The sequence below is a fragment of the Allobosea psychrotolerans genome (genome assembly GCF_002917105.1).
GTDB lineage: Bacteria > Pseudomonadota > Alphaproteobacteria > Rhizobiales > Beijerinckiaceae > Allobosea > Allobosea psychrotolerans.
Genome location: NZ_PQFZ01000004.1, coordinates 72,049 through 88,793, shown reverse-complemented (window position 1 = coordinate 88,793; position 16,745 = coordinate 72,049). Strand labels below are relative to the sequence as shown.

The following is a 16,745-nucleotide window of genomic DNA, read 5'->3' as shown; positions in this document are numbered from 1 at the left end:
GCGACCGGAAGGCAGCCCGGAAGGACGCGGAAGGCGGGAACTCAGTTAGAGAAGGGGCAGAGGGATTCTCAGCGGCGTTCCGCCGTCATTTGGCGCGTTCCAGGACCTTTGCGAAATCACGGTCGAGCGCGGCAAGCGCGCTATCGATCCTGCCGCGCCGCTCCTTGCTCCATTGCTCCTGCTGCGCGAGCTTCTGCTTGGCCAAGCCCAGCATGCGCGCCATCTCGGCAGGCTGCGGCCCGCCGGCGGTGGCACGGTTGCGGACAATGGCGACGGGATCGAGCGTGGCGCGAAACTCCGCCTCGCTCAGCGGCAACTCCGAACCCGTCACATTCATCTCCTTCAGCGTGGCCTTGTAGATCCGCTGGGCTTCCGCATAGGGGAAATCCGTGGGCCGGATAGTGTTCGCCTTGGCGTAGTCGACGACTTCGGAGGCGAAGTGATGGCCGACGCGGAAGGGCAGCTTGTATGTGCGCATCAGCACATCGGCGATTTCCTGGGAGGCCGTCCAGTCGCTGTTGAGCTCCTCGAGCGCGCGGGCGGGATCGATGACCAGCCCGTTCAGGATCCGGTCCCAGCCATCGAGCATCGCAATAGCGCCGGTGATCACCGCGGCATTGTCGCGTACGCTCTTTGCGTCGCTCATGCCGGGCGGGATGTTGTGGGCCTGGATGACGCGCCCGATCCCCGAGGTGATCACGCTCGAGGCCTGGCTGCGCGTGCTGTTGAGCAGGCCGGGATTGCGCTTCTGTGGCATGGCGCTGGAGACATAGGTGTTGCCGTCGCCTTCCGCCAAGAGGATCCAGGGGCGCGGCTGTGCATATTGGGTCATGACGTCCTCGATGAAGGCGCCGGCATGCAGGGCGATGCTGGTGGCGAGCGCGCCGACCTCGACCGGCATTTCGGCGGCGGCGATCTGGGCTGCGTCATAGGCATTGTCGACCGTCTCCGCGAAGCCGAGATAGCTCGCCATGCGGTTCCGGTTCAGCGGCCAGTTGGTGCCGTTCAGCACGGTCGTGCCCATCGGCGAGCGGTCCAACCGGGCGAAAGCCTCGCGCAGGCGCTGCGCATCGCGATCGAGCCCCGCGACATGGCCCAGCAGGTAGTGCCCGTAGCTGTTGGGCTGGGCGGCGACGCCGTTGGTGTAGTTCGGCACGATGGTGCCGGCATGCTTCTCGGCGAGCCGGACCATGGTGGCCGTGACCTTGCGCAGCCGCTCGTCCAGCCGCAGCAATTCGTCGCGCATGATCGCCGCACGCACGGTTGCGAGCATGTCCTGGCTCGAACGGCCGGCATGCAGCAGGGTCGCCTCGACGCCGGCGGCTTCGATCAGCAGCGGCTCGAAGGTGATGACCAGCGTCGGCCGCTTGGCGCCGGGCTTCTCCGCCGCCTTGAGCATGCTGTCGAGGCCCGCCGCGATCCGTGGCGCGAGGGCGGGGTCGAGCAGCCCCTCATCCGTATTGATGACGGCGCTCGCCTTGTTGATCTCGCCCAGCCAATAGAATTCGTCGTGCTTCGGCGCCGACTGCGCGTTGGCCGGGGCCGCGCAAGCAACAGCCAGCAGCACCGCAAAGGCCGTTCTTGTTCCGAGCATGGTTCTTGTCCTCCCTAGGCTATCACACCCAGACCGCATTCCGCTCCGGTCGCGCGACCAGGGCGCGGTTCGGAGTGGAAGCTACAGCCTCTGGCGAATGTGCCAAAGAGAGTTCCGCCCTGCCCGGGCGAAAAGCCTATACGGCGGGCAGGCGCTGACGTGCGATCGCGGCATGGAAGCGCGCGCCGAAGATCAGGCCCTCATCGTTGAAGTCGTAGGTCGGGTTGTGCAACGGGGAGGACGCCTCGCCATTGCCGACGAAGGCGAAGCAACCCGGCACATGCTCAAGGAAGCGAGCGAAATCCTCCGAGCCGGTCATCGGCTCGCGGGCCGTCGTCACCGCCGCATTGCCGAAGACGCCACGCGCAGCGGTGAAGGCCTCCTCGACCAGGGCCTCGTCGTTCAGCAGCGGCACGAATTCGCGCGTATAGGTCATCTCGGCGGTGACGTTGTAGGACAGCGCGGTGCCCCGGGCGATGATGCCCATCTGCTCTTCGATCCTGGCGCTGATCTCCGGCCGGAAGCTGCGCGCATCGCCAAGGATGCGGGCGAGGCCCGGAAGGGCGTTGCGGGTGCCGTCGGTCAGCAATTCGGTGACGGAGACGACGCCGATATCGGTCGGGCTCAGGCGGCGCGAGACGATGGTCTGGAGGTTGGTGACCAGCGCGCAGGCGGCGACGAGCACCTCATTGCCCATCTGCGGACGTGCCGCATGGCCGCCGACGCCCTTGAGCACGATCTCGAAATTATCCTCGGCCGACATGATCGGCCCCGCCTTGGTCTGGAACTGCCCGATGGCGAGGCCGGGCATGTTGTGCAGCCCGAAGATCTCCTCGAAGGGGAACCGTTCCAAGAGCCCGTCGGCGAGCATGGCGAGCGCACCCCTGCCCCATTCCTCCGCCGGCTGGAAGACGAAGCGCACGGTGCCGTCGAAGCCGCCTTGCTCCGCCAGCATTTTCGCGGCGCCGAGCAGCATCGCGGTGTGCCCGTCATGTCCGCAGGCATGCATCACCCCCGGCGTCCGGGAGCGATGGGCATGGTCGCCCTGCTCGGCGATGCGCAACGCGTCCATATCGGCCCGCAGCGCGATCGCCCGGTTGCCCGTGCCGCATGTCAGCGTGCCGACGACGCCGGTGCCGCCGACACCTTCCGCGACCTCGCTCAGGCCGAATTCGCGCAGCTTGGCCGCGACGAAGGCGGCTGTGCGGTTCTCCTCGAAGCCGTGCTCGGGATGGGCATGGAGATCGCGCCGCCAGGCGGTCATCTCGGCCACCAGCGCGTCATGATCGAGCCTCGTCATTGCGGTCCTCCATCCTGCGTTTCGCCGTCATAGGGCGTGGCGCGCATCGAGGGCCGCCGGCAGAAATCGTCATGCCAGGCGGTGAGCCGCGGCGCGCGCGTGCGGAACCCGGGCAGGTCGCGGAATTCGAGCCAGGCCAGCGCCGTTGCCAGTGCGATCTCACCGATGGTGATCCGCGCCCCGAGCTCGACTTGCGTTTCCAGATGCTCATAGGCTTCAAGCAGCTTCATTGCCTGCCCCTGCGCCAAGGGCGGGTAGCGCAGGGCTTCCGGGCGCCGCAGCGTCTCCCAGCGCAGCGCGATGCCTGCATCGCAAAGGCCCTGAGCCAAGGCCTGCAAACGCAGCGCCTCATAGCGCGCCGGCCCTTCGCGCGGGATCAGCCTGCCTGTGCCGGCGAGCCGGTCGAGATAATCGCAGATGACGACCGAATCGAAGAGTGCACCGGCATCCGGCGTCAGCAGCACCGGCACTTTCCCCAACGGATTGGCCGCAAAGACGGCATTGTTGCGGTTGGTCGGGCTGGTCTCGTGATGGACGACAGCGATGCTGTCGGCGAGCCCGAGTTCATGGGCGCTGACCAGCACCTTGCGGGCATAAGGCGAATGGCTCTGGTACAGCAGCGTCAGGCTGTCGGGCATCACGCCACCTTGCCCGCGACCTCGGCCGGCGTCAGCCCGACGAGCTCGGCATAGCGTTCAGGATCGGTCGCACCTTCCGTGTTGATCACCAGCACGCGCGACGAGGTGTCGAGACCAAGCGCCGACCGGATGGCCGGATCCGCTGCTGCGCGCATCAGCCCGGCCAGGCCGGCGCAGCCGCTCTCGCCGGCGACGATAGCGGGATCCCCTGCTCCGGGGCGGGCCAGGCGGTTCATCGCCGCGACCGCATCCGCATCCTCGACCGTCATGAAGGCGTCCGCGACCCGCGACAGCACGCGCCAGGCGATGGGGGACGGCTCGTAGCACTCCAGCATCGCCATGACCGTGGGCTCGCCATGGGCCACCTTGACCGGCCGGCCGGCGCGGGCGGCTTCGACGATGCAGGCGGCGCGGGCCGGGTCGACCACGGTGAAGACCGGCCGCTCCTCGCCCAACACCAGCGCCAGATGCGCGGCCACCGCCGCTGCGATCCCGCCCACGCCGGCCTGGACGAAGACATGGGTCGGCTTGGAGGGAAGCTGCTGCAAGGCCTCGCGCACGAGCGCGGTGTAGCCCTGCATGACGAGGCCGGGGATGCGCTCATAACCGTCCCAGGACGTGTCGGAGACGACAATCCAGCCTTTCTCCCCTGCAATCCGGGCGGCCTCGACGACAGAATCGTCATAGGTTCCGGCGACGCGCATGATCTGCGCGCCGAAGCGGGCTATCGCCGCGATCCGCTCCTCGCTGACGCCGCCATGGACGACGATCACCGCCTTGGCCCCGGCGAGCTGCGCGCCCTGCGCGACCGAGCGGCCGTGATTGCCGTCGGTGGCGCAGGCGAAAGTCATGCCCGCGGCGACGGCGCGAACCTCCGGCTCCCGGAACGCATCCTCGCCCAGGCTCCGGCCAAGCCGCATTTCGGCGGCCTCCAGCACCAGCCTGATCACGGCATAGCCCCCGCCCAGCGCCTTGAAGCTGCCGAGCCCGAGACGATGGCCCTCATCCTTCACATGCAAGGCCCCGATGCCCAATTCGGCTGCAAGCCCCAGCAAAGCATGGAGCGGCGTCACCGCATGGTCGCTGCGCGCAGCGAGATGGCGCCCGATCGCGTCGGCTCCCGCGCCGCCGAGCGTCTCGGCATCGACGGGCGCAAGCCCGCTGCGGTAATCGGCATGCTGGTTGAGCAGGAACATCGCGACCTCGCTTGAATGGGGTCTCGAAGGAATATTGCAAGCGGCGCGAAAAAGGCGCTGCAATCCGAGGCGCTCGATGCAAGTTTGTTTCGTGGCAAGTTTGTTTTGTAGGATCGCCGTGCCCGAGAATCCGACCCATCCGCTCGATGCCTTCGACCGGGCCATTCTCGCGATCCTGCAACAGGACAACACCACCCCGCAGCGGGTGATCGGCGAACGCGTGAACCTGTCGGCGCCGGCCGTGCAGCGCCGGATCCGGCGGATGGAGCAGTCCGGCGTCATCCAGGCCAATGTCGCGATCGTCGATCCCACCGCGCTCGGCCATCCCATCACGATCTTCGTCGAGGTCGAGCTCGTCAGCGAAACCGCCGGGGACATCGACGAAGCCAAGCGCCGCTTCCTGGCCGCGCCCGAGGTGCAGCAATGCTATTATGTGACGGGTGATGTCGACTTCATGCTCGTCGTGCTGGTGCCGAGCATGGCGGCCTATGAGGCGCTGACGCGCCGGCTCTTCTTCGACAACGCCAATATCCGCAAGTTTCGCACCTTCGTCGCCATGGACCGCGTCAAGGCGGGCCTTGCCGTCCCGGTGACTTAGACTCGCCCCGCCTTGTGCCGTTCGCACCAATGCGCGGCCCGCTCCTTGAGCCGCCCAGTCCGGATATAGGGATCGTCCTCCTCCAGCCGCTCGAGCGCCTCGAAGGAGAAAGCCTCGGCCCCGTGCTCGGCCCAGCATTGCTGTAGGGCTTTGTTCGGGTGGCTGCCGAAGCGCAGCGTGAACCAGATTCGGTTCTGGATGGTGCTCAGCTCGGCGCATGCGCCGATCCAGGCCTCTCCCGACGCCGCGCAGCGGATCAGATAGATTCCGCTGATGAGCTTGCGTTCCTTGTAAGCGGCAACGGCCGCCTTCCTGTCCTCGGCGCGCATGCCGCTCTCCTTCACCAGTCAAAATCCCGCGCTCAATATCACCCGGGTGATATTGACATAGAGTATTTTTACCCGGATATAAAGTGAGAAAACTCGGAAACCCGCCATGTCCAACGATCCCGCCATATCCTGCACCGCCTTCGAAGGGACCCGACGGCTGGCCTCGGGCTCCCTGAGCGAGGTCGCCGCCGCGGTGAAAGAGGCGGTCGATGGCGGCTCGCTCCTGCCCCTGCTCGTCTTCGACGATGCCTCGGGACAAGCGATCGATTTCGATCTGCGCGGCACCCAGGCCGATGTGATCGCGCGCTTGCCCGCGCTCGCCGCGCGACTGGCGCCACCGCAGGCCCAGCCCCTGCAGACGCAGGAGGAGACGGCGGCCGGACCGCGCGGCAAGGGCCGCCCGAAACTCGGCGTGATCGCTCGCGAGGTGACCTTGCTGCCTCGGCATTGGGACTGGCTCGCCGCGCAGCAAGGCGGCGCTTCAGCAACCTTGCGGCGTCTGGTCGAGCAGGCCAGGCGCGCCGGCGGCGCGAGCCAGCAGCGACGGATGGCGCGGGAAACGGCCTATCGCTTCATGTCGGCGATGGCCGGCAACCTCGCCGGCTTCGAGGAAGCGGCGCGCGCATTATTTGCCGACGACCGGCGCCGCATGGAAGCGCATATGGCGACCTGGCCCAAGGACATCAGCGGCCACACGCTGCGCCTGGCCTGGGGCAAGCACGTCCCGTCGACCGAACTCTGAGGAAAGGCTCGCCGGGCCATGCCCTATGTCGAAACCAACCGCCTCACCATCGCCTATGAAAGCTTCGGCCCGGTCGATGGCGAGGTGATCCTGCTGATAGCAGGCCTGGGCACGCAGATGCTGCGATGGAGTCCGGAGTTCTGCGACAGGCTGACAGTGCAGGGCTTTCGCGTGATCCGGTTCGACAATCGCGATGCCGGCCTGTCGACGCATCTGCGCGACCATCCCGCCCCGGATTTCGCCGCCCTGTCGGCGGCTGCCGCCAGCGGACGGCCGTTTACGGTTCCCTATGCGCTCGATGACATGGCCGGCGATACGCTCGGCCTGCTCGACGCGCTGGGAATAAAGCAGGCCCATCTGGTTGGCCGCTCGATGGGCGGGATGATCGCGCAGATCGTTGCGAGCACCTATCCGCATCGCATCCTCTCACTCGCCGCAATCATGTCCGCCACCGGCAATCCCGAGCTTCCCAGGGCGGCGCCGGAGGTCATGGCGATGCTGATGCGACCGGCACCGGCCCCTTCAGTGGACCTAGAGGGATATCTCGCCCACAGCCTTGCCTTCGCGCGTCGTATCGCCGGTCCGGGCTATCCCTTCGACGAGACGGCCCATCGCGCACTCATCATGAGCGAGCTGGAACGGTCCTATGATCCAGCCGGTACGAGCCGCCAGATCGCCGCCATCGCCGCGACCGGCGATCTGCGCCCGCGCCTGAGCCGCATCACCGCACCGACCCTGGCGGTGCATGGCGCCGATGATCCCCTGGTCCCAAAGGCGGCCGGCGAGGATATCGCGGCCTCGATCGCCGGCGCCCGCCTCATGATCATCGACGGCATGGGCCACGACCTGCCCGCGCCACTTTACGACAGGGTGGCTCGGGAGATCGCCGAAAACGCGCACAGCGCTCGGCCGCAGAAGGCTTGAAGGACAGCACGCCGGAATGCCGCCGATCGCCGACAAATGCGAAGCGCCCCCGCCTGTGTTGTGAAGCGGACACACTGCGCAACAAGCGGCATCGCAGGCGTTTCACCCTCTATGCGCGTATTCGGCTGGTCGATAAGCCCGCCTCCTGAGGCCCGCCGGAGGCGGGTATGGGGAGATACCGTTCATGCTGACACGTCGCCTCTTTGCCTTGGCGTTGACGGTAGCCCTCGCCGGCTGCGTAACGAGTGTGCCTCCGCTCTCGGTCGATGAAATCAAGACATGGAAGGTGGTCTCGGTCGAAGGCATCGTCGCACCCGTAGCGCGTTCCGGCTGGATGTCAGTCGCGCACGACTTCAGGAAGCTCAAAGGGCTGGAGATCATCGTCAAGCCGAGCGAGGAGCGCGGCCTCCCCCAGCAGATCATCGAGCCCGCCCTGCCGCTCGAAGAGTATCGCGCCTACGTCGCCAGCCAGTTCTCCCAGCGCGTGAAGACCTCGTTCACCGGGCCGCTTCAAGGCCAGTTTCACGGAACACGGCCCGTGCGCATCGTCGTCTCGATGCACGACGCCCTGATCCTCGACGGCAATGCGCGCTTCGGGGCGATCCTGCTATCGGGACAGTCCGGCGATGAGAACACGTTGACCGCAAGCATCGACGTGATCGACGCCCGAACCGGCAAGACGCTGCTGACCTTTCCCCAAAGCATCACGAGAGGGACGGGTGGCAGCCTGGGCCTCGCTTTGAGCGGCGGGCCGATCATCGAAAACGACCCCATGGTTCGCATGCTGAACCAACTCCACGAGCGCTTCACCACGTGGCTGCTCAAGCGAGCCTAGAGCGTTTTCGCGCGAAGTGGACACCGGTTCGCGTGAAGACAACGCGTTAAGACGAAAAGCTAGGGCCGTTGAACGATCCAATCGGATCGGAAACAGCTCTAGCTCCCCGAGCTGGAACCAGCACATCCCAGCCCCTTCGAGGCCTTGCATCTCCCACGGAAAGAGCGCCGCTTTCCCTCACGCGCCGCCTCGATGAAGCCTAGAGGCTGTTAGGGACTCTGGGGATGATTTGGTGAGGTCAAAACGCCGGAGATGGGAGGAGCATTGCGTAGGCGATACCCTAGGTATCGGCAAGCGATGCGACGCTGCAGCTCCGCCGTTTTCACCTCACCCGTAGGGCGCGGCGATTTTGCGCGACTGCGGCGTCGTTCTTCCTGGCAAACCGGAAGGTTTGCGTCCTCGAACTCCTAGCATTCGCGCAAAATCGCCAGCGTCAAATCAGCCCCAGAGTCCCTAACAGCGTCTAGCGATGGACCCCGGTAAAACTTGGGTCTAGGGTGCCTCCGGTCGGGGGACGAAGCGGCCTGGCATTTCGAACATCGTGAGGATTTTGCAAGGGAGCGCCTTTCGGCAAGCGGCCTCCTTCTTCGCGCGCTACCATCGCCGCATATGCGTAGCCCCAGGCGGATCTCATGAATCAGCAGAGCCGCACCGACACGATCGAAGCCGCCCGAAAGGCTGCGAGCCTGCGCCCTTCCGAGCCGAGCGCCTCGAAGGCGTCGCCGGACGGCCACGGCCTGGTCGTCGGCATCGGCGCATCGGCCGGCGGGCTCAATGCGTTCAAGGCCTTCCTGACGAGCATGCCGCCGGAGAGCGGCATGAGCTTCGTGCTGATCCAGCATCTGGCGCCCGACCATAAGAGCATGCTGACCGATCTTTTGGGACAGGCGACCGGCATGTGCGTGCTGGAGGCGCAGGACGGCGTGATCGCGGCGGCAAACACGGTCTATGTCATTCCGCCTGACGCCACCCTGATCCTCCGGGACCGTCGCTTGCGGGTCTCCAAACCCGCACCGCCGCGCGCCTTGCGCCGGCCGATCGATACGTTCTTCACCTCGCTTGCCGAGGACCAGGGCGAGAACGCCGTCTGCATCGTGCTCTCGGGCACCGGCAATGACGGCGCGCTCGGCCTGTCGGCGGTCAAGGAGCATGGCGGCCTGACCTTGGCGCAGGCGGAGTTCGACCAGACCGCGATGAGCGGCATGCCGCAAAGCGCCACGGCGACCGGCTTCGTCGACGAGGTGATGCCGGTCGAGCAGATGCCGGCGCGCCTGCTCGACCATCAGCGCCATCTCTGCGTGGTCGCATCGCGCAAGGACGATGATGGAACACGGCGCGACGCAGGCCGACATCTGGCTGCGATCAGCGCCCTGCTGCGTGTCCAGATCGGCCATGACTTCGTCCACTACAAGGAAAAGACCCTGGTTCGCCGCGTCCAGCGCCGCATGCAGGTGCTGCGGATCGATGAAGTCCCGGCCTACATCGCCCGTCTGCGCGACGATCCGGCCCAGATCGACCTGCTCTTCCGCGAACTCCTGATCGGGGTGACCCAGTTCTTCCGCGACCCGGAGGCTTTCAAGGCGTTGCAGGCCGCCTTGGCGCCGAAGTTTGCCGGCGACCAGCGCGACAACGACACGGTCCGGATCTGGGTGCCGGGCTGCGCCACGGGGGAGGAGGTCTATTCGCTTGCCATCCTCGTGCGGGAGATCATCGCGCAGCAGCCGAGCGCGGTGAGAGTCCAGATCTTCGGCACCGATATCGACAATGCCGCGATCGCCTTCGCCCGCCAGGCACGCTACCGCAAGATCACCGGCTTGACGCCCGAGCACCTGGCGAAATGGTTTTCACCCGATGGCGACGCTTATTGCCCGGTGAAGCTGATCCGCGAGATGTGCGTGTTCTCGACCCACAGCGTCACCAAGGATCCGCCCTTCTCCAAGCTCGACCTGATCTCCTGCCGCAACCTTCTGATCTACATGAATGCGGCCCTGCAGGATCGCGTGCTGAAAACCTTCCACTACGCGCTCAAGCCCGACGGCATGCTGTTTCTCGGGCCGTCGGAAAGCATGACGCGCCAGAGCAGGCTCTTTGCCGACAGCGACAAGAAGCACCGCATCTTCCGGCGCGAGGATGCGGCCGCGACCTTGCCGGAGGTCGCGCTGCATGTACCATCTTCTGCCATCCGGGCGCCGCCATCCGCCGGGCCGGCGGCCAATCCGGGAGAGGACCGGATCGACAAGAGCGCGCGCCGGATGCTCGAGAAATACTCCCCCGCCTATGTCGTCATCGACAGGCACCACGACATCCTGCGCTTTTCCGGCGGCGAGGCCGGGCATTATCTCGAGCCGTCCTCGGGGGTGGCGAGCCTCAACCTCTTCGGCATCCTGCGAAAGGCCTTGCGGCCGGTGGTGCGCAGCGCGCTGCAGCAGGCGCTCTCCAGGAAGGCGGCGGCGGTGCATGAGGCCGTACCGATCAGGATCGACGGCCAGAGCCGGGCCGTCACCGTCATCATCGAGCCGCTCGCGGAGGGCGGGCTATGCGTCGTCGCCTTTCGCGATGACGGCATTCGCGCCCTCAACCGGAGCCGGAAGGCGACGAGCGCAAGCGAGACCGCAGCCACGACCGCCATGGAGCAGGAGTTGCTGACGCTGCGGATGCAGCTCCAAGCCGCGATCGACGAATTGGAGACGGTCAACGAGGAGAGGCGGATCGCGGCGGAAGAATATCAATCTGCCAATGAGGAGCTGCAGTCATCGAATGAGGAGCTGGAAACCTCGAAGGAGGAGATGCAGTCGATCAACGAGGAGCTTCAGACCGTCAATGCCGAGGTGGTCAGCAAGAACGAGACGCTGACGCATCTCAACAGCGACCTGAAGAACCTGCTCGACAGCACCGAGATCGCCACCAGCTTCCTGGACAGCGATCTGCGCATCAAAAGCTTCACGCCGAAGATGACCGATATCTTCCATCTGCGCGACAGCGATCGCGGGCGCCCGATCACCGACATCACCTCGCTGCTCGGCTATGACGAGATCGAGGACGATGCGCGCCAGGTCCTGCGCACACTCTCGGTCGTCGAGCGCGAGGTCCAGATCAAGCACCACGGCATGAGCTTCCTGATGCGGATGCGGCCCTACCGCACCATGGACAATGTCGTCGATGGCGTGGTGATCACCTTCATCGACATCAATGAGCGCAAGAAGGCGGAAGAGACGCAGGATCTCCTGGTCCGCGAACTCAACCATCGGATCAAGAACCTGTTCGCGGTCACCAATGGCGTGGTTTCGCTCAGCGCGCGCTCGGCCGGCACACCGCAGGACATGGCCAAGGCGATCCGGGGCAGGCTCGAGGCCCTTGCGCGCGCGCATGAACTGATCATCCCGGCACTGGGCGGGGGCGGCGAAGCGATCAAGACTGGCACGACGCTCGATGCGCTGGTGACGGCGATCGCATCGCCCTATCGCGAACAGGACGGCGATCGGGAGCGCGTCACGGTCGACGGCCCAAGCGTCCCGCTTGGCGGGCAGGCGGTCACCAGCCTTGCGCTGGTTCTGCATGAGCTGGCGACGAACGCCACAAAATACGGCGCTTTATCGTCCCCGAACGGTCATATCGCCATCTCCTGGTCGGTTGAGAAGGGTGCTCTGTCGCTGATCTGGGAGGAGCGCGGCGGGCCGACGATCGCTGGTGCGCCGGTTGGGCAGGGGTTCGGGAGCCTGCTCGCACGCCGCAGCATCGAGGGCCAGCTCGGAGGCGTGCTCGTCTATGATTGGAAGGCGGAGGGGCTGATCGTGCGCCTGTCGACGCCCATGGAACGATTGCTTCAGTAAAATCGTTTAATCTGCAAGCGCTCACGATTGGAGCAGGAGTCCTGCCTTGCTCCATACCTTGCCCCTGCTACCGGCGATCCTGATTGTCGATGATGAGCCGTTCATCGCTCTCGATCTTGCCATGGCAGTCGAAGATGCGGGCTGTCTTGTCGTCGGGCCGGCAGGAAGCGTGGGCGAAGCTCTCGGGCTGCTCGCATCGAGCCGCGTGACGGCCGCCATCCTCGACGTGAATTTGAGCGACGGCGACGTGACACCGGTCGTCGAGATCCTGGTCGCGCGCGGCATTCCGCTGATCTTCCAGACCGGCGCCGGACTGCCACCCTCATTGAAGGCGCGCTATCCCGAGCTTCTCGTCTACGCCAAGCCCGTCATGTCCGAGCGGCTCGTGGAAAAGCTGATCGGACTGATCCCGCAGGTTTGATCCAGCCGCCTCAAAAAGGTTGACCCAGCCCCGCGCAGAGGCCGTCGCGAGACGAACCCTGTGATGCAAATTGCGGCCTTGATGCATTTGGTGCGAAGGCCTGCCTGAAACATGATGTCGAAGGCAAAATCCCGATTTTATTTTTGTATCTCAAGTTTCTTCTCTAAAATACTTTTGATTTTAACCGACGATCCGGCGCATCTTGAAAATAAAAACGCGGAACATTTCTATAATCTGCGTGTTTTAAAGCCACCTGACCAATTCGCGGGGTATCCATCCCGACTGGTTCATGCGAAGGATTACTTCCATGCTGAAGACATTTGCCCTGATTTCCGCAATGGCCATCGTTCCTGCGACGGCTTTTGCACAGAATGCTCCGGCAGCCGGCGGCGCGGTTGGTGGCGCGGCGACCGGAGCGATTGGCGGCGCGATCGTCGGCGGCCCGATTGGTGCCGTCGTCGGCGGTGTCGGCGGAGCGGTGGTCGGCGCGATCATCGGTGATCAGACGCCGCGGTTCCAGACCTATGTCGTGGAGCAGCGCCGCCCGTCCTACACCTATGCCGAGCCGGTCATCGTCGGCGCGACACTGCCGAATGAAGGCGTCACCTACTATGAGGTGCCGCGTGAATATGGCGAGACCAATTATCGCTACACGGTGGTCAACAACCGCACCGTACTGGTCGATCCCAGGACGCACCGCATCGTGCAGGTCATCCAGTAAGCCGGATCACCTGACCTGGATCCGCCTGACCAGGAGTGATCGCGCTCACGCGCAGCCGCTCCTCTATCCGGGTCACAGGCCTGCTCCAGCGATGGGGTGGGCCTTGGCCCGTTCGATGCGCACTTTCGACGCGCGCTAGAGCAATTCCGATCCAGTTGGATCGTTCAATCGCTCGAGATCTTTATTTTAATGCGTCTTCTTCACGCGAGCCGGTATCCGTTTCGCTCGAAAACGCTCTGCCTCGCGCAACGATGCCGCTCGTGACGGGCTTTGCCCCGCGACATCCGCGCCATTGAAAGCCGTCGCCGACCATTGCCGCATCGCTCGACAGCCCTGTCGCGCGATCGCCGGCGATGTGACAGAGGAGGCCAAGATGGCGCTCGAGCAGACCCGCGTGCAGATCGTACCCAAGCCTTGGGGATCGACCGATCTCTTGCCGTGGAGCGAGGCTGGACATGACGGCGTCGCGATCGGCGAGCTCTGGTTCCAGCGGCGCGACCCCGCTGCACCTGAGCCTGCCTTGCTGCTCAAATTGCTGTTCACGCAGGATGCCTTGTCGATCCAGGTGCATCCGGATGATGCGCTCGCGCAGGCGCTGGGCCAGGCCCACGGCAAGACCGAGGCCTGGTACATCCTCGCCGCGACACCGGAGGCGATGGTCGGCGTTGGACTGACATCCGTCCTCACAAGCGAGCAATTGCGCTGCGCCATCGCGGACGGCTCCATCACCGAGCACCTGCAATGGCGCAAGGCCGTCAAGGACGACGTCATCTTCGTGCCGGCAGGAACGATCCACGCGATCGGCGCGGGCCTCGTGCTCGCGGAGATCCAGCAGCGCAGCGATACGACGTTCCGCCTGTTCGACCATGGCCGCGCGCGCGAGCTCCATATCGAGCGGGGCGTCGCCGCCGCCCATGCCGGGCCTGCGGAGAACCAGGCGCCGCCCGAGCGCCTGAGCGACACCAGGACCCTGCTCGTCGCGAGCCCCTATTTCGTCCTCGAACGGCTCGATCTTGCGGCAGGCTCGGCCTGGGAGCTGGACGCCAGGCACGAGACCTGGCTGGTCGTCATCGCCGGTAATGCTCAACTGGGACCATCCCAGGCAGGCGTCGGCGAGGGCTGCTTCATCGAGGCGCAGACCATGCGCATCGAGGCAGGGCGCGACGGGCTGACCTGTCTCGTGGCCTATGAGGCCGCCAAGCCGAGCCACGACCTTCTGCGTGCGCTTGCAGCAAGCGCACCTGCATCGGGCAACGCCGCTTTCCAGCCGCCCTTGCCCCACCCCGCGCTCGCGGGTCCACCGATCCCCGTCACGGAGGCACGACCATGAGCCCGCTTCACCGCATCGCCTTCATCGGCAACTCGCTCCCGCGCCGCTGCGGGATCGCGACCTTCACCACCGATCTGCAGCAGGCGGTCGCGTCGTCGGGGGCGGGTGTGGACACGTCCGTCATAGCCATGAACGACCATGGTCATGGCTATGACTACCCGCCTTCCGTCCATTGCCAGGTGCGCGACGAGCGGCTCGAGGATTACGCCCGCGCCGCCGATTTTCTGAATGACGGCCGGTTCGACGTCGTCTCGCTCCAGCACGAGTTCGGGATCTTCGGCGGTGAAGCCGGGAGCCACATCATGGCGCTGCTGTCGCGCCTGACCGTGCCGGTCGTCACCAGCCTGCATACCGTCCTGTCCGCGCCGACCGCGGTGCAGCGCGACGTCATGGAGCGGATCATCGACGCCTCGGCGCGGGTCGTGGTCATGGCCGAGAAGGGGCGCGACTTGCTGCGGAGCGTCTACCGGCTCCCCGCCGACAAGATCGAGGTCATCCCACACGGCATTCCCGCCTTCGCCTTTCTCGAGCCTGACGAGGCCAAGGCCAGGCTCGGCTTCAGCGGCCGCTCCGTCATCCTGACCTTCGGCCTCTTGTCGCCCAACAAGGGCATCGAGGTGATGATCGACGCGATGCCCTCGATCCTGCGCCGCCGCCCCGACGCGGTCTATGTGGTTCTGGGCGCGACGCATCCCAATCTTGTCCGCGAGCAGGGCGAGGCCTACCGCGCCAGCCTGATGAATCGCGTGCGCGAGCTCGGCGTCGAGGATCACGTGGTCTTCCTCGACCAGTTCGTCGACCAGGCGACGCTGCTCGGCTTCATCTCGATGTGCGATGTCTATGTCACGCCTTATCTGAACGAGGCGCAGATGACGTCCGGGACGCTGGCCTACAGCTTCGGGCTGGGCAAAGCGGTGGTCTCGACACCGTACTGGCACGCGCAGGAACTGCTCGCCGACGGGCGCGGCATCCTGGTGCCGTTCGGCGATGCGGTTGCCATCGGCGACGAGATCGCCGGCCTGCTGACCGATGACGATCGACGGCAGACGATGCGGCTGCGCGCCTATGCGAGCAGCCGCTCGATGACATGGGAACGCACTGCCAAGCGCTATCTCGCGGCGTTCGAGACGGCGCGCCGGGGGCGCCTGCTGACTGTGGTCGCGGGTGTGGCCCAGGCAAAACCTTTGCCGCAGAGCGCCGCGCCTCCCGAGATGCGGACCGGCCATTTCCTGAGCATGTGCGACGATACCGGCCTGTTCCAGCACGCCGTCCATTCCGTGCCCGATCGCACGCATGGCTACTGCGTCGACGACAATGCCCGGGCACTGCTCCTCGCCTGCGTGCTGAACAGCACGGGTGAGCCGCGCCTGCCGGAAGCGCTGACGGCGCGTTTCGCCTCATTCGTCCAGCATGCCTGGAACCCGGATACGCGGCGATTCCGCAATTTCATGAGCTTCGACCGACGCTGGCTCGAGGATACCGGTTCGGAAGACAGCCACGGACGCACACTCTGGGCACTAGGCGAATGCGCGCGCAGCGATATCAGCCCGTCGCGCCGGCAATGGGCTGCCGCCCTGTTCGCGCAAGCCTTGCCCGTGGTCGAGGAGTTCACCTCGCCCCGCGCCTGGGGCTTCGCCTTGCTCGGCCTGGACGCCTATTGCGCGATTGCCGGCGCGCCGGCGACGGCGATCTGGCTGCGCACGCTGCTGGCAGACCGGTTGCTCGGCCTGATGTCGACGGTCGAGACGCCGGACTGGGTCTGGTTCGAGGACGGATTGTCCTATGACAATGCGCGCCTGCCCCAGGCCCTGATCGCGACCGGCGTTTCGATGAAGGTTCCGGCCTATGTCGAGGCCGGCTTACGCTCGCTGCGCTGGCTTACGGGCCTGCAGACCACGCCGGCTGGTTTGTTCAGGCCGGTCGGCTCGGACAGTTTCGGCGACAAGCGCTGTGCGCCCAAAGCCTTCGACCAGCAGCCGCTGGAAGCGACCGCGACGATCTCCGCCTCCCTTGCCGCCTGGCGCGCGGAGGGCGATCCGCAATGGCGCGCCGAGGCCGCACGGGCCTTCGCCTGGTTCCTGGGACACAACGACCTCTCGTCGCCCTTGGTCGACCTCGACACGGGGGCCTGTCGCGACGGCCTGCATCGCGATCGACCGAATGAGAACCGCGGCGGCGAATCCGTGGTATCCTATCTCATCAGCCTCGCCGAGATTCGCCAGCTAGCCCGCATCAGCGGGGATCGCCCGAAACTGGCGCCGCTTCGGGCCTTGCACGCCTGAGCCTC

14 protein-coding genes are annotated in these 16,745 nt (G+C 65.7%); 9 read left to right on the top strand and 5 right to left on the bottom strand.

Annotated features, from left to right (window positions below; all coding sequences use genetic code 11):
• Positions 1-85: 85 nt before the first annotated feature.
• The 4 genes from CYD53_RS08500 to CYD53_RS08485 all read right to left on the bottom strand — a co-directional run bounded on the left by CYD53_RS08500 (position 86) and on the right by CYD53_RS08485 (position 4,728).
• Positions 86-1,594: a lyase family protein gene (locus CYD53_RS08500; RefSeq protein ID WP_210202308.1), complete on the bottom strand. Its 1,509-nt coding sequence runs from the start codon at positions 1,592-1,594 to the stop codon at positions 86-88.
• A 136-nt stretch (positions 1,595-1,730) separates the two neighbouring features.
• Complete coding sequence (locus tag CYD53_RS08495) at positions 1,731-2,894, bottom strand: M20 aminoacylase family protein (protein ID WP_103717644.1); 1,164 nt, start codon at positions 2,892-2,894, stop codon at positions 1,731-1,733.
• Complete coding sequence (locus tag CYD53_RS08490) at positions 2,891-3,520, bottom strand: glutathione S-transferase family protein (RefSeq protein WP_103717936.1); 630 nt, start codon at positions 3,518-3,520, stop codon at positions 2,891-2,893. The genes CYD53_RS08495 and CYD53_RS08490 overlap by 4 nt, the downstream gene beginning before the upstream one ends.
• 11 nt (positions 3,521-3,531) lie before the next feature.
• Complete coding sequence (locus CYD53_RS08485; RefSeq protein WP_103717643.1) at positions 3,532-4,728, bottom strand: diaminopropionate ammonia-lyase; 1,197 nt, start codon at positions 4,726-4,728, stop codon at positions 3,532-3,534.
• A gap of 118 nt (positions 4,729-4,846) precedes the next feature.
• Here CYD53_RS08485 and CYD53_RS08480 point away from each other — a divergent pair, with 118 nt between their 5' ends.
• Positions 4,847-5,326: an Lrp/AsnC family transcriptional regulator gene (locus CYD53_RS08480; RefSeq protein ID WP_245928148.1), complete on the top strand. Its 480-nt coding sequence runs from the start codon at positions 4,847-4,849 to the stop codon at positions 5,324-5,326.
• Here CYD53_RS08480 and CYD53_RS08475 read toward each other — a convergent pair.
• The gene (locus CYD53_RS08475; RefSeq protein ID WP_103717641.1) at positions 5,323-5,655 is read right to left on the bottom strand and encodes a GIY-YIG nuclease family protein; all 333 of its coding nucleotides are present in this window, start codon (positions 5,653-5,655) and stop codon (positions 5,323-5,325) included. The genes CYD53_RS08480 and CYD53_RS08475 overlap by 4 nt on opposite strands.
• A 106-nt stretch (positions 5,656-5,761) precedes the next feature.
• On the opposite strand from CYD53_RS08475, the gene CYD53_RS08470 reads away from it, so the two are divergent.
• The 8 genes from CYD53_RS08470 to CYD53_RS08435 all read left to right on the top strand — a co-directional run bounded on the left by CYD53_RS08470 (position 5,762) and on the right by CYD53_RS08435 (position 16,740).
• Positions 5,762-6,397, top strand: a complete 636-nt coding sequence (locus CYD53_RS08470; protein WP_103717640.1) for a DUF2239 family protein — start codon at positions 5,762-5,764, stop codon at positions 6,395-6,397.
• Positions 6,398-6,415: 18 nt separating this feature from the next.
• Complete coding sequence (locus CYD53_RS08465; protein ID WP_103717639.1) at positions 6,416-7,321, top strand: alpha/beta fold hydrolase; 906 nt, start codon at positions 6,416-6,418, stop codon at positions 7,319-7,321.
• Between the two features lie 184 nt (positions 7,322-7,505).
• Complete coding sequence (locus CYD53_RS08460) at positions 7,506-8,156, top strand: hypothetical protein (protein WP_103717638.1); 651 nt, start codon at positions 7,506-7,508, stop codon at positions 8,154-8,156.
• Positions 8,157-8,788: 632 nt separating this feature from the next.
• Positions 8,789-11,986 (top strand): chemotaxis protein CheB, encoded by a 3,198-nt coding sequence (locus CYD53_RS08455; protein WP_103717637.1) that lies wholly within the window; start codon positions 8,789-8,791, stop codon positions 11,984-11,986.
• Positions 11,987-12,032: 46 nt separating this feature from the next.
• Entirely contained in the window at positions 12,033-12,407 is a 375-nt protein-coding gene (locus tag CYD53_RS08450; RefSeq protein ID WP_245928147.1) for a response regulator, read from the top strand.
• Positions 12,408-12,714: 307 nt separating this feature from the next.
• The gene (locus tag CYD53_RS08445) at positions 12,715-13,128 is read left to right on the top strand and encodes a DUF1236 domain-containing protein (protein ID WP_103717636.1); all 414 of its coding nucleotides are present in this window, start codon (positions 12,715-12,717) and stop codon (positions 13,126-13,128) included.
• Between the two features lie 373 nt (positions 13,129-13,501).
• Positions 13,502-14,458, top strand: a complete 957-nt coding sequence (locus tag CYD53_RS08440; protein ID WP_146055857.1) for a class I mannose-6-phosphate isomerase — start codon at positions 13,502-13,504, stop codon at positions 14,456-14,458.
• Complete coding sequence (locus tag CYD53_RS08435; protein ID WP_103717634.1) at positions 14,455-16,740, top strand: glycosyltransferase family 4 protein; 2,286 nt, start codon at positions 14,455-14,457, stop codon at positions 16,738-16,740. Before CYD53_RS08440 ends, CYD53_RS08435 begins: the two co-directional genes overlap by 4 nt.
• The last annotated feature ends 5 nt before the right edge of the window (positions 16,741-16,745 follow it).

Excerpts from the sequence above, each read along its gene's own strand:
- CYD53_RS08500 (WP_210202308.1), bottom strand. The coding sequence starts at position 1,594 with ATGCTCGGAACAAGAACGGCCTTTGCGGTGCTGCTGGCTGTTGCTTGC.
- CYD53_RS08495 (WP_103717644.1), bottom strand. The coding sequence starts at position 2,894 with ATGACGAGGCTCGATCATGACGCGCTGGTGGCCGAGATGACCGCCTGG.
- CYD53_RS08485 (WP_103717643.1), bottom strand. The coding sequence starts at position 4,728 with ATGTTCCTGCTCAACCAGCATGCCGATTACCGCAGCGGGCTTGCGCCC.
- CYD53_RS08475 (WP_103717641.1), bottom strand. The coding sequence starts at position 5,655 with ATGCGCGCCGAGGACAGGAAGGCGGCCGTTGCCGCTTACAAGGAACGC.
- CYD53_RS08470 (WP_103717640.1), top strand. The coding sequence starts at position 5,762 with ATGTCCAACGATCCCGCCATATCCTGCACCGCCTTCGAAGGGACCCGA.
- CYD53_RS08465 (WP_103717639.1), top strand. The coding sequence starts at position 6,416 with ATGCCCTATGTCGAAACCAACCGCCTCACCATCGCCTATGAAAGCTTC.
- CYD53_RS08460 (WP_103717638.1), top strand. The coding sequence starts at position 7,506 with ATGCTGACACGTCGCCTCTTTGCCTTGGCGTTGACGGTAGCCCTCGCC.
- CYD53_RS08455 (WP_103717637.1), top strand. The coding sequence starts at position 8,789 with ATGAATCAGCAGAGCCGCACCGACACGATCGAAGCCGCCCGAAAGGCT.
- CYD53_RS08445 (WP_103717636.1), top strand. The coding sequence starts at position 12,715 with ATGCTGAAGACATTTGCCCTGATTTCCGCAATGGCCATCGTTCCTGCG.
- CYD53_RS08440 (WP_146055857.1), top strand. The coding sequence starts at position 13,502 with ATGGCGCTCGAGCAGACCCGCGTGCAGATCGTACCCAAGCCTTGGGGA.
- CYD53_RS08435 (WP_103717634.1), top strand. The coding sequence starts at position 14,455 with ATGAGCCCGCTTCACCGCATCGCCTTCATCGGCAACTCGCTCCCGCGC.